The organism is Pseudoalteromonas sp. OANN1 (genome assembly GCF_024124685.1).
Taxonomy (GTDB): Bacteria; Pseudomonadota; Gammaproteobacteria; order Enterobacterales; family Alteromonadaceae; genus Pseudoalteromonas; species Pseudoalteromonas piscicida.
In genome coordinates this window covers 141,490-153,914 of record NZ_JAMXSE010000001.1, presented here as the reverse complement: position 1 = coordinate 153,914, position 12,425 = coordinate 141,490, and the positions used below count along the sequence as shown (strand labels likewise).

10 protein-coding genes are annotated in these 12,425 nt (G+C 44.9%); 9 read left to right on the top strand and 1 reads right to left on the bottom strand.

The window, feature by feature from the left end:
• Window positions 1–2: 2 nt before the first annotated feature.
• From fabZ to NH462_RS00680, 8 genes are all read left to right on the top strand, one after another.
• Entirely contained in the window at window positions 3–455 is a 453-nt protein-coding gene (gene fabZ / locus NH462_RS00715; protein ID WP_010371351.1) for a 3-hydroxyacyl-ACP dehydratase FabZ, read from the top strand.
• Window positions 455–1,228: an acyl-ACP--UDP-N-acetylglucosamine O-acyltransferase gene (gene lpxA / locus NH462_RS00710; protein WP_017216085.1), complete on the top strand. Its 774-nt coding sequence runs from the start codon at window positions 455–457 to the stop codon at window positions 1,226–1,228. Before fabZ ends, lpxA begins: the two co-directional genes overlap by 1 nt.
• A 72-nt stretch (window positions 1,229–1,300) precedes the next feature.
• On the top strand, window positions 1,301–2,455 hold the full coding sequence (gene lpxB / locus NH462_RS00705) for a lipid-A-disaccharide synthase (RefSeq protein WP_017216084.1): 1,155 nt from the start codon (window positions 1,301–1,303) through the stop codon (window positions 2,453–2,455).
• Window positions 2,445–3,038, top strand: a complete 594-nt coding sequence (gene rnhB / locus NH462_RS00700; RefSeq protein WP_253103292.1) for a ribonuclease HII — start codon at window positions 2,445–2,447, stop codon at window positions 3,036–3,038. The genes lpxB and rnhB overlap by 11 nt, the downstream gene beginning before the upstream one ends.
• A 2-nt stretch (window positions 3,039–3,040) precedes the next feature.
• Window positions 3,041–6,532: a DNA polymerase III subunit alpha gene (gene dnaE / locus NH462_RS00695; RefSeq protein WP_069018614.1), complete on the top strand. Its 3,492-nt coding sequence runs from the start codon at window positions 3,041–3,043 to the stop codon at window positions 6,530–6,532.
• A gap of 16 nt (window positions 6,533–6,548) precedes the next feature.
• A complete protein-coding gene (accA, locus tag NH462_RS00690; RefSeq protein ID WP_010371368.1) occupies window positions 6,549–7,505 on the top strand; it encodes an acetyl-CoA carboxylase carboxyl transferase subunit alpha in 957 nt (318 codons plus the stop codon).
• A gap of 88 nt (window positions 7,506–7,593) precedes the next feature.
• Complete coding sequence (gene tilS, locus NH462_RS00685) at window positions 7,594–8,901, top strand: tRNA lysidine(34) synthetase TilS (RefSeq protein ID WP_253103290.1); 1,308 nt, start codon at window positions 7,594–7,596, stop codon at window positions 8,899–8,901.
• Window positions 8,894–9,241 carry a hypothetical protein gene (locus NH462_RS00680; protein ID WP_039497156.1) on the top strand — a complete coding sequence of 116 codons (348 nt, stop codon included), beginning with the start codon at window positions 8,894–8,896 and terminating at the stop codon, window positions 9,239–9,241. Before tilS ends, NH462_RS00680 begins: the two co-directional genes overlap by 8 nt.
• 34 nt (window positions 9,242–9,275) lie before the next feature.
• On the opposite strand, the gene NH462_RS00675 is transcribed toward NH462_RS00680, so the two are convergent.
• Window positions 9,276–10,172 carry a GGDEF domain-containing protein gene (locus NH462_RS00675; protein ID WP_010371382.1) on the bottom strand — a complete coding sequence of 299 codons (897 nt, stop codon included), beginning with the start codon at window positions 10,170–10,172 and terminating at the stop codon, window positions 9,276–9,278.
• Window positions 10,173–10,325: 153 nt separating this feature from the next.
• Here NH462_RS00675 and NH462_RS00670 point away from each other — a divergent pair, with 153 nt between their 5' ends.
• A complete protein-coding gene (locus NH462_RS00670; RefSeq protein ID WP_253103287.1) occupies window positions 10,326–12,296 on the top strand; it encodes a monovalent cation:proton antiporter-2 (CPA2) family protein in 1,971 nt (656 codons plus the stop codon).
• Window positions 12,297–12,425 lie beyond the last annotated feature (129 nt).

The following is a 12,425-nucleotide window of genomic DNA, read 5'->3' as shown; positions in this document are numbered from 1 at the left end:
TTTTGGCTAACGAATTAAACAGCTTTGATATCCAAGAGATTTTAAAACTTCTTCCGCACCGCTACCCAATGTTGCTTGTTGACAAAGTGGTAGACTTTAAGCCTGGCGAATATCTTCACGCGATTAAAAACGTGACGATTAATGAGCCTATTTTCACGGGTCACTTTCCAGAACAACCTATTTTCCCAGGTGTGTTGATCCTAGAAGCGATGGCTCAGGCAACCGGTTTACTTGGTTTTAAAACGGTCGAGAATCGCAGCGAGAATGAACTATACTTATTTGCGGCAATTGATAATGCACGTTTCAAACAACCTGTTCTACCGGGTGACACGATGCATTTGCACGTTAAGTTCGAAAAAGAACGCCGTAATATCTGGAAATTCAGTGCTGAAGCTAAAGTAGAGGGCAAGACTGTGTGTTCAGCTGAAATTATGTGTGCTAGAAGAGAGTTTTAATGGCTATTCATCCTACCGCAATTATCGAATCAGGCGCGCGTTTAGGCGAGAATGTTTCTGTAGGCCCTTATAGTTATATTGGCAATGACGTAGTCATTGGTGATAACTGTAAGATTGAATCACATGTTGTGATCAAAGGCCCATCTGAGATTGGTTCAGGCAATCACATTTTCCAATTCGCGTCAGTAGGGGAAGCCTGCCAAGATAAAAAGTACAAGGATGAACCAACTAAGCTAATTATTGGTGATAACAACGTTATTCGTGAGTGTGCGACTATCCATCGTGGCACAATTCAAGACGAAGGGATCACTCGAATTGGTAGCAACAACCTATTTATGGCTTACACCCATGTGGCACACGACGCGGTTATTGGCAGCAATGTGATTTTCGCCAATAATGCGAGTGTAGCCGGACATGTACATATTGGTGACTGGGTTATCCTTGCGGGTAATTCAGGTGTACACCAATTTTGTAAAGTGGGTTCACATGCCTTTATTGGTATGTACTCTGGTGTGAACCAGGACGTGCCGCCATTTGTTACAACGACTGGCACGCCAGCAAGACCCGTTGCAATTAATACTGAAGGCTTAAAGCGCCGCGGCTTTGAGTCTGATGAAATCATGGCAACAAGACGCGCATACAAAACGTTGTTCCGTAAGGGGCTGCGTTTAGAAGATGCGTTAGAAGCGCTAAAAGAAGATGCTTCTGAGTTCGCAGCAGTTCAGCAAATGATTGATTTTATTGCGACTTCTAATCGTGGTTTGATCCGCTAAACTTGAACCGCAATACAGGTTATACTTACGCCATACATTTTGTATGGCGTTTTTTTATACTGAAAAATAACAATGGCTAACGAAAAAAATATCACCATTGGCGTGGTCGCAGGAGAGTTATCGGGCGATATACTCGGCGCAGGCCTGATAAATGCGCTAAAACTTCATTACCCCAATGCCAATTTTGTCGGGATAGGTGGTCCTAAAATGCAACAAGCTGGTTGTAAAAGCCTGTTTGACATGGATGAACTGGCTGTCATGGGGTTAGTCGAAGTGCTTGGTCGCTTACCTCGCTTGCTAAAAATTAAAAAGCAGTTGGTGAACTACTTTATTGATAATCCTCCTGATGTATTCATCGGTATCGATGCGCCGGATTTTAATTTGCGTGTTGAAAAACCGTTGAAAGCGGCAGGAATTAAAACCATTCAGTATGTAAGCCCGAGTGTGTGGGCGTGGCGTCAAAAACGCATCCATAAGATTGCTGAAGCGACTAACTTAGTGCTGTCTTTGCTGCCATTCGAAAAAGCCTTTTATGATAAACATGAAGTGCCTTGTACATTTGTGGGTCATACGCTAGCGGATGAAATTCCACTTGAGCCGGACACTGCAGGTGCACGTGCTCAGCTGAACTTAAGTCAAGATGATACGGTTTTAGCACTGCTTCCTGGTAGCCGGGGCTCTGAAGTTGGCTTATTGAGCCGCACTTACCTTGCGACTGCAAAAAAATTAGTCGATAAAATTCCTAACTTAAAAATAGTCGTGCCTTTGGTAAACGAAAAGCGCAGAGCGCAGTTTTTGGAAGCCTTGCAAGAAGTCGCGCCAGAATTGAACCCAATTATGCTTGACGGTCAGTCAGCACTGGCAATGCAAGCAGCGGATACTGTTTTACTGGCCTCGGGTACAGCCACACTTGAGGCGATGCTATATAAAAAGCCAATGGTGGTAGGGTATAAGTTAAATCCTAAAAGTTATTGGATTTTTAATACCTTTTTTACCTTTAACATCAAATACTTTGCTTTGCCGAATTTATTGGCTGACGCACCACTTGTGCCTGAGTTTTTACAGGCAGAGTGTAATCCTGACGCACTCGCTGATGCACTTTTCCCGATGTTAAAAGGCAATAATAGCAAGCTTGTTAGAAAGTTTTACGAGATACATGAGAACATTCGCCTAAATGCCAGCAAACAAGCTGCTCAGGCTGTAATGGAGTTAATAGATGCAAATTGAACGTCCTGATGTGCAGTATATTGCAGGCGTTGACGAGGTAGGACGTGGCCCGTTGGTGGGTGACGTTGTGACCGCCGCCGTCATTTTAGATCCAACCAAACCAATCGTAGGCTTAACCGACTCGAAAAAACTGTCAGAGAAAAAGCGCATTGCATTGGCAGAAGAAATAAAAGAAAAGGCATTATGTTACTGCATTGCGAGAGCATCAGTTGCAGAAATTGACGATTTGAATATTCTTCACGCAACAATGTTGGCGATGACACGCGCAGTTGAAGGATTGGAAATTCAACCTGATCATGTATTTGTTGATGGAAATCGTTTACCTAAGCTGAGTGTTTCTGCAACTGCAGTTGTAAAAGGGGATAGCCTAGTTGCCGAGATAAGTGCGGCATCCATATTGGCGAAAGTCACCCGAGACAATGAGATGCTAGCACTCGACGCGGAATATCCTGAGTTTGGTTTTGCAGGCCACAAAGGTTATCCAACCAAAGCCCACTTTGCCGCGCTCGAAGCACATGGTGTTACTCCGCATCATCGTACAAGCTTTAAGCCTGTGCAACGAATTTTGGCCGAGAAGGAGTAAGCATGCCAGCCCCGCAGTTTGTCCATTTGCGTGTACATAGTGACTTCTCAATGGTGGATGGTCTAGCGAAGACCAAACCAATTGTGGCAAGGGCCGAAGAGCTTGCAATGCCTGCGCTTGCCATCACCGATCAAATGAACTTATGTGGTTTGGTGCGTTTTTATGGTGGCGCACACGGGGCAGGGATCAAGCCAATAATTGGTGCGGATTTTTGGCTAAAGTCAGATCAATTTCCTGATGAACCAAGCCGAATTCTCGTTCTCGCTAAGAACAATCAAGGGTATAAAAACCTCACCTTGTTGATCTCCGATGCGTATCTTCGTGGTCATGTATTCCATCGCCCTGTAATTGATAAAGAGTGGCTTGCAAAATACAAAGAAGGGCTGATCCTTATCTCTGGCGCGAAAGATGGCGACTTAGGTAAGGCCATCTTAAAAGGCAATCCTAAGCTAATTGAAGAAACGCTGGCGTTTTACGAGCAACATTTTAGCGACCATTTTTATATTGAGCTGCAACGCACTGCACGTGCACAAGAAGAAGAATATCTCCATGGTGCTGTAGAGGTCGCGGCTGCGCGTAATATACCGGTTGTGGCGACGAATGAAGTGGTGTTTTTACATGAGAAAGACTTTGATGCCCACGAAATTCGCGTTGCTATTCACGACGGTTATACATTAGAAGACAAAAATCGACCAAAGCGCTTTTCTAAAGAGCAATATTTAAAGACTTCTGAGCAAATGCAAGCGCTCTTTAGTGACATTCCAGAAGCTTTAGAAAACACCGTAGAAATCGCTAAGCGCTGTAACGTGACGGTACAGCTTGGCACCTACTTCCTACCAGATTATCCAACTGGCGATCTGGCGATTGAAGATTTCTTGGTAAAAGTATCGCGAGATGGTCTAGAAGAACGTTTGCAGTTCTTATTCCCTGATGAAAATGACCGCAAAGAAAAGCGTGGTGAGTATGACGACCGTCTGCAGGTTGAACTCGACGTTATCAACCAAATGGGATTCCCAGGTTACTTCTTAATCGTAATGGAGTTCATTCAGTGGAGTAAGGATAACGGCATCCCTGTAGGTCCTGGTCGTGGTTCCGGTGCCGGCTCTTTGGTGGCATATGCGCTTAAGATCACAGATCTTGACCCACTTGAATTCGATCTCCTATTCGAACGATTCCTTAACCCAGAACGGGTTTCGATGCCAGACTTTGACGTCGACTTCTGTATGGATAGACGAGACGAGGTAATTGACCACGTTGCTAAACTGTACGGTCGAGACGCAGTATCTCAGATCATCACCTTTGGTACGATGGCGGCAAAAGCGGTAATTCGAGACGTCGGTCGTGTGCTTGGTCACCCTTATGGCTTCGTAGATAGGATCTCCAAGCTTGTACCTGGCGACCCTGGTATGACACTTGCCAAAGCGTTTGATGTTGAACCTCGCCTGCCAGAAGCTTACGATAGCGATGAAGAAGTTCGTGAACTGATTGATAAATGTCGCATTCTTGAAGGCTGTACGCGTAACGCGGGTAAGCACGCCGGTGGTGTTGTTATTTCGCCTACCACCATTACCGACTTTGCAGCGCTGTATTGCGACGAAGAAGGTAAGTTCCCAGTTACCCAGTTTGATAAGAACGACGTAGAAACCGCAGGTCTGGTTAAGTTTGACTTCCTCGGTCTAAGAACGCTAACCATTTTGCAATGGGCGCTCGACATGGCGAACGAACGCCTTGGCAGAGAAAGTCGTGAGCCGATTGATATCGCTGCGATCCCATTGGATGACCCTGCAAGTTTTAAAGTGTTACTAGACGCACAAACAACTGCGGTATTCCAGCTGGAATCTCGTGGTATGAAAGACTTGATCCGTCGCTTGAAGCCAGACTGCTTTGAAGACATGATCGCACTGGTTGCGCTATTCCGTCCGGGTCCTTTGCAATCGGGCATGGTAGATAACTTTATCGACCGTAAGCACGGTCGTGAAGAAGTATCGTATCCAGACGCACAATACCAGCACGAAAGTCTACAACCTATACTGGAGCCGACTTACGGGATCATCCTTTACCAAGAACAGGTAATGCAGATAGCGCAGGTGCTTGCAGGTTATAGCCTAGGTGGCGCTGACTTGCTTCGTCGTGCGATGGGTAAGAAAAAGCCCGAAGAAATGGCGAAGCAACGTGCAACGTTCGAAGATGGTGCTAAAGATAATGGCGTCGAAGGCGAACTTGCGATGAAAATCTTCGACTTGGTAGAAAAGTTCGCGGGTTACGGCTTTAACAAATCACACTCCGCAGCCTACGCGTTAGTGTCGTACCAAACGCTATGGATGAAGACCCATTTCCCTGCCGAGTTTATGGCGGCGGTAATGTCAGCGGATATGGATAACACCGACAAAATCGTAACCTTGGTAGATGAATGCGAAAACATGAAGTTGACGCTGCTACCACCAGACGTGAATGCCGGTGTCTACAAATTTGCTGTAAATCGTCAAGGTGAGATCGTCTATGGTATAGGAGCGATTAAAGGCGTAGGTGAAGGTCCAGTTGAAGCGATCCTTGAAGCGCGAGCCCAAGGGGGAGAATTTAAAGATTTATTCGACTTCTGTGCGCGAGTTGATTTAAAGCGTCTAAATAAACGCGTGATTGAAAAGCTAATATACGCAGGAGCGCTTGATAAGCTTGGCCCAGATAGAGATCAGCCTGGGCGCGCGACTTTACTGGCAAGCTTAAAGGATGCCATGAAGTCGGCAGAGCAGCATCACAAAGCCGAATCACTTGGACAGAGCGACTTATTTGGTTTGCTTGCGGTTGAGCCTGAGGAGGTTGAACAAGCCTTTATCAAAGCCACGCCGCTTAGCGATAAAGAATGGTTAAATGGGGAAAAAGAAACCTTAGGTCTTTACCTAACTGGCCACCCAATTAATCAATATCGCAAAGAATTAAAATATTATACCTCTGGCAAGTTAGTTGACTTACAACCCGGTAATCGTGATACGGTAGCAACCGCGGCGGGACTGGTTATCAATGCTCGTACCTTGATAAACAAAAAAGGAGCGCGTTGGGGACTTATCACTTTAGATGACAAAAGTGCCCGAATTGATGTACGCTTATTTCCTGAACAGTTTGAAATGTACCAAGAAATGCTGCAAATTAACCAAATCTTGGTAATATCTGGACAGGTCAGCTTTGATAACTTCTCTGGTGGCATTACAATGACCGCAAGAGAAATCTCTACCATTGCTCAGGCGCGAGAAAAGCGTATTAGTGCAATAAAAATGACGCTAAATATGGCTCAAATTGACGCGAACTTCTTTGATAATTTCAAAAAAGTGCTAGAACCATATAAATTTGGAACGTGTCCGGTAAAAATTAAATATCAGCGTCCTGATGCATTAGCAGAGTTAACATTAGGAACACAATGGTGTGTGACGCCAAGTGATGAGCTTTTAACTCGTTTATCACTGTTGGCGGCGCAGGAATTAGAATTAGAATTTAACTAAACAGGTAGTTTAGAGCATGAGCCTCAATTATCTTGAATTTGAACTTCCAATCGCTGAATTGGAAGCAAAGATCAAAGAATTACAAAACGTTAGTCGCTCTGGCGATTTAGATCTTAGCCTTGAAGAAGAGATCAGCCGCTTAAAAGACAAAAATGTTGAGCAAACAAAGAAAATTTTCGACGGTTTAGGCGCTTGGCAAGTGTCTCAATTAGCACGTCATCCGCTTCGTCCATATACTCGTGACTATATTGAACGCATTTTTACCGAGTTTGACGAGTTCGCAGGCGACCGTACTTTTGCTAACGATCCGGCTATTCTTGGTGGTGTTGCACGTCTTGACGACAAGCCAGTAATGATTATCGGTCAGCAAAAAGGTCGTGACACGGCTGAAAAAATCAAACGTAACTTTGGTATGCCAAAGCCTGAAGGCTACCGTAAAGCATTGCGCTTAATGGAAATGGCTGAACGCTTTAAGATGCCAATCATTACTTTTATCGATACACCGGGAGCCTATCCGGGTGTAGGCGCTGAAGAGCGCGGTCAAAGTGAAGCGATTGCACGTAACCTTAAGGTGATGGCGGCGCTAAAAGTACCAACCATTTGTACCGTAATTGGTGAAGGTGGCTCTGGTGGCGCATTGGCTATCGGGGTTGGTGACAGAGTAAACATGCTGCAATACAGCACGTATTCTGTAATTTCACCTGAAGGTTGTGCTTCTATTCTTTGGAAGAGCGCAGACAAAGCGTCACTTGCCGCTGAAGCTATGGGTGTATCAGCCTCTCGCGTAAAAGAGCTGGATCTTATCAATAACATCATCGAAGAGCCGCTAGGTGGCGCACACCGCAATTACGATGCGATGGCGAAAAACCTGAAAGTGCAGCTTAAACGTGACTTGGCTGATCTTGAAGCACTAAGCACCGAAGAGATGTTAGATCAGCGTTATAAGCGCCTGATGTCATTTGGTTATTGTTAATACGGGTTTCTGCTCGTATTGATATCAATGCTAATTTAAGTTAAAAAGCCGCTATTGAGCGGCTTTTTTTTATTGATTGTAAGAAAACATGATTAATAGTCGGGTTTACCAACAAGTAGAGTCAAGTTTAAAGGTATTGAGTTCCAGCCTTGACGCCAAAGGGTTGTGCATTGCTTTATCTGGTGGTGTGGATTCGGTTGTGTTGCTCCATCTTTGTCGAGAATATGCAAATAAGCATAACATTGCACTCCAAGCGGTTTATGTTAATCATGGCTTATCTCAGCACGCTTCGCAGTGGCAGCAATTTTGCCAATCACTTTGTGAAACACTCAATGTTCCCTTTGTTGCAAAACAGGTTTCGATTACTCGGAAAGCCCGTACTAGCCTTGAAGCGCAAGCACGCGAAGCTCGCTATCAAGCATTAGATGACGCGGCCAAAGCAGGTTTTGCAATCGTACTTGGGCAACATGCCGATGACCAAGTAGAAACTTTCTTACTGAGATTAAAGCGTGGGTCAGGGTTACTCGGGCTTGGAGCGATGAGAGCGATAACTCAGCTGGCATCTGGGCGATATTGTATTCGTCCGTTACTTGCCGTTAGTCGTGGCGAGATTGAAGCATTTGCACAGCAGTGTGGCCTTGAGCATATTACTGATGAGTCCAACGCCGACGATGCGTTTGACCGTAACTTTTTACGCAATCAGGTGATCCCGTTACTTACCTCTCGATTCAATGGTTTTGTAGGTAACACACTGCGTAGTATCGATATTTTACAGCGCCAACAAACCATAATTGATGAGGTGAGTGAAGAAGATTTGCAAAAGTGTCGTTGTCGGATGGCGCTAAACATCACGGCTTTACAACAGCTCTCTTGTGCAAGAAGAGATAATGTCATCAGACTGTGGTTATCAAAGCTGGGCATAGAGATGCCGAGTCAAAAACAGTTGGATGAAATTGTACAACAGGCGTTTTCATCACGCCAAGATAGCCAACTTGAAATACGTTTTAAGCAAGGCGCGGTGAGGCGTTATCGTGATGCACTTTATTGGGTAACGGAAACTAGCCAAAAGCATGATATTGAGACCGTGAATCTCAACGAACTCAGCGGGCAAAGTACACCTGTCGCTATGCAAACGGGCAAGGGGCTCCGCAAACCTTTCTCGGACGAAATCGTTAGCATTCGCTACGGCAGACTTAAAGATAAAATCAAACCACAGGGCAAACCTGGCTCTAATACCTTGAAACATTGGCTAAAAGATTTACACATTCCAAGCTGGGAGCGTGATTCTATTGCGGTTGTTTATTACAATGATACACCGGTTGCGGTGAACGGACTGTTTGTGAGTGCCGAGCACGCAGAGGATAATGGCATTATTTGGGTAGTAAAAGATGACTGAAAGTAAAAAAATTGGCCAACAGTTAGCGCAAAAAGCGCCTTATGCGGTGGTGTTCACTGCGGTGGTGTTTATCGTACTCTTTATGTCGAGTGAAGTGGTGTGGCTGAATCAAATATTTGCTTCGGCATCTGGCATTATCAGTATTGTGTTTTTACTATTGTATTGGCATGGTAAGGGCGGAATGTATTTTATTCTTGGTCTACTTGCGCCAATGCTTGCGGTGATGTTTTCAGAGTTACCCGATTTCCTTGCGCTTGCATGGGTAATAAATGGATTTTTTAACGGCGCGGCGCTTGCCCTGATGGCATACCTATACTTAGGAAAAGATGCTCAGCGTTAACGCATAACACTGAGCAAAAGGGGAAGTGGTTTTTTTATACTGCGCGAGCGCAGTTTCGTCCGGCTGCTTTTGCGCGGTATAAGCCGCTATCCGAACGAGCAAATATATTGTCGGCAGTATCATGGCTCGATGCCAGCGTAAAGCCAATGCTTGTGGTCACCGTGTATTTAGCCAACATGCTCGACTTTCTTACGGCTTCCATAATTCTTTCTGCGATCACTTTGTTGGTCGTAAACGCAGGGTCGTCAATTAAAATGGCAAACTCATCACCACCGAACCTAAATACCGAATCAGTTGCGCGTGTTGAGGTTTGCAAAATACGTGAAAACTCAACCAACACTTCATCACCGGCTTTATGGCCATGAACATCATTCACCTGCTTAAAGTTGTCTAAATCTAAAAGCATTAAGCTGAAATTACGATGTTGACGACGGCATCGTTCAAGCTTTTCTTCTAAGTTGTCAGCAAACTGACTGCGATTGTAAAGTCCAGTTAGTGAGTCCTTGGTTGCTAGTTGCAACACACGGTTATACATCAAAGCGTTACGCATTGGGTAAATTAAACAGGCGTGTAATTTTGACAATTTTGCCTTGATAGCTTCACTAAATGGAAACTCACTGAAATACACCAGCTGGCCTAAGTGTTCTTTTTCGAGCTCAAGATCAAACGTACTAGCCGGAAATTGGCTATCGCTGTCCTTCATCTGAAAGACACCAAGGCTACAATGGAACTGGAGCCCCGAAATTTTTGAAATTCTTGCCACGTGCTCCGCGTAAATAGTCAACAGCTCTTCAATGTTGAGTGTTGTCTGAAGTTTGTCGACTAATCGCGCGTAGTGTTCACCGCCTTGCGTACTATACTGTTCAGAATTGAACGGCAAGTAATCGCCTCTGGTCGGCAATCTCTGTGTCAAAATATGGACATTTTCCATATTTCTTCCCCTTAAATACAACAATACATGATTAATATGCGAACTTTGTGCCAAAAATTTAAACTGGCTTAAAAACAAACGCTTGCTATATTTAAGAGAAAGAAAAAGAAATCCACCTTTATTCCCCGTCAATTTTTTCGCTCAGGAGGCAGATTGCAAAGTATCTTCGCGCAGGTTTTTGCCTTGCTGTTATGTGCAGTGATTTTAGTCTGGTCCTTTAAGCGGATTGGCTTGCCGCCTATTCTGGCTTATTTGCTCACTGGAGTCATTGCAGGCAGTCACGGCATTGGATGGATGAGTGACAGCCAAGAAATCCACTTTATGGCCGAGCTTGGGATCGTGTTTTTACTGTTCAGTTTAGGGCTTGAATTTTCCGTGCCAAAATTAATGGCAATGCGAAACGTAGTATTCGGTTTAGGGAGTTTGCAGGTCATCGTTACCACGATCATTGGTATGTTTGTGTTGCGTTTTATGCAATATGAGTGGGTGGGTGCATTTGTGATTGCGAGCCTCATTGCTCTCTCTTCTACAGCGGTTGTGGTTAAGCTGTTAAAAGAGCTGGGGATGCTCAACACACGCCATGGTCAGCTCGGTATTGGCATGTTGTTATTCCAAGATATTGCCGTTGTGCCACTGCTCATCGCGTTTCCGCTTATTTCCTCTGCGAGTAATTCAGAGCTGGCGTCAGCGCTTCTTTTTGCGTTTGCCAAGGGAGCGGTTGTGTGTCTGGTTTTATGGGCAATAGGTAAGTGGTTACTACCTAAAATATTTAACGAAATCGCATTAGTAAGAACAGATGAGCTCTTTGTTTTATCTACCTTGGTTGTTGCCCTGTGCGCGGGGTCGCTCACTTATGCGTTCGGACTTTCAATGGCGCTCGGCGCATTTTTAGCGGGCATGATGTTAGGGGAAAGCCAATATCGGCATCAGCTTGAGGCAGAAATTAGACCGTTTCGAGATATTCTAATGGGACTCTTTTTTGTCACAGTGGGTATGCAACTAGATATTCCTTATGTGCTCGACCAGTTTATTTATATTGTTGCAGCACTTGGCGCTGTGCTTGTGATCAAAGTGTTGATCATCGTTGGCGTTGCGCAGTTAATGGGAGAGCGTAAAAAAGACGCTTGGGGCGCTGGTATTTTGATCTGGCAAATGGGGGAATTTGGCTTTGTATTGGTTGCTCTTGCCAGTAAACATCAATTATTAGACAAGAATGAAGTGTCCTTCTTGATCACGCTTGGCGTGTTGTCTATGGCGCTAACGCCTTATCTTATTAGTAAAACCGCGTATATTCTCAATATCTTGGGAATAGAAAAAGACTGGCAACCCGAAGCGCCAAGTGGTTATAACGCGGCTGATTTAAAAAATCATGTTGTGATTTTTGGCTACGCGCGTGTTGGTCAAACTATCGCACGATTTTTACGTCCAGAGGCTATTCCATATATTGCGGTAGAGCGCAACCCGCAAATTGTACAAGACGCACAAATTGCGGGTGAGCCCGTGTTATTTGGTCATGCGGCACAAAAAACGCTGTTAAAGTCAGCAAATATTGATAAAGCGCGCTTGGTTATCATTACCTTTGATGACTTTGAACAGACGCAGGTGGTTGTTGACGCCATTCGTCGGCGTACCCACGAAGTGAAGATCTTGGTACGCATGAAAGATGACAGCTACATGGAGCAATTAAAAGCCATGGGCGTCGCAGAAGTTGTGCCAGAAACTTTAGAAGCAAGTTTGATGCTGGTTTCTCATGTGTTGTACATGTCTGGCGTGCCAATGCGCAGGATTTTTCGTCGCGTCAGTAAAGAGCGAGAAAATCGTTATCCGTATTTACATGGTTTTTTTGCTGGAGACAGCAGTGATCTGCATGAAGTCACAGGCGAGCGACTAGAATATTTGCATGCCATTGCTTTGCCTGACCATGCATTTGCCGTTAACAAGTCAATCGCTGAGCTTGAGCTCAAGGTTAAGCGCGTTGATATTACTGCATTAAGACGGGACGGCGAAGAAATTGCTCAACCAGATGAGCAAACCATTTTACGCGTTAATGATGTTTTGCTGTTAAAGGGGAAACCCCGCCGCGTTGAACGTGCGGAGCAGTTTTTACTCGATGGCCTGCCATAATAACGTTTCTTAAATTTGTGCTTTTTTAACAGATCGCCGCGTAAAGCGTCTCCTACGACACGGGGTAGGAGCAGGTTCACCCTGCGATCTTGCGTATTGTTTTTTGTTGTCACTGCTCGCCGCGTAAAG

Bases quoted from the DNA above. Each gene is read 5' to 3' on its own strand.
- lpxA (WP_017216085.1), top strand. From the start codon at position 455: ATGGCTATTCATCCTACCGCAATTATCGAATCAGGCGCGCGTTTAGGC.
- lpxB (WP_017216084.1), top strand. From the start codon at position 1,301: ATGGCTAACGAAAAAAATATCACCATTGGCGTGGTCGCAGGAGAGTTA.
- rnhB (WP_253103292.1), top strand. From the start codon at position 2,445: ATGCAAATTGAACGTCCTGATGTGCAGTATATTGCAGGCGTTGACGAG.
- dnaE (WP_069018614.1), top strand. From the start codon at position 3,041: ATGCCAGCCCCGCAGTTTGTCCATTTGCGTGTACATAGTGACTTCTCA.
- accA (WP_010371368.1), top strand. From the start codon at position 6,549: ATGAGCCTCAATTATCTTGAATTTGAACTTCCAATCGCTGAATTGGAA.
- tilS (WP_253103290.1), top strand. From the start codon at position 7,594: ATGATTAATAGTCGGGTTTACCAACAAGTAGAGTCAAGTTTAAAGGTA.
- NH462_RS00680 (WP_039497156.1), top strand. From the start codon at position 8,894: ATGACTGAAAGTAAAAAAATTGGCCAACAGTTAGCGCAAAAAGCGCCT.
- NH462_RS00675 (WP_010371382.1), bottom strand. From the start codon at position 10,172: ATGGAAAATGTCCATATTTTGACACAGAGATTGCCGACCAGAGGCGAT.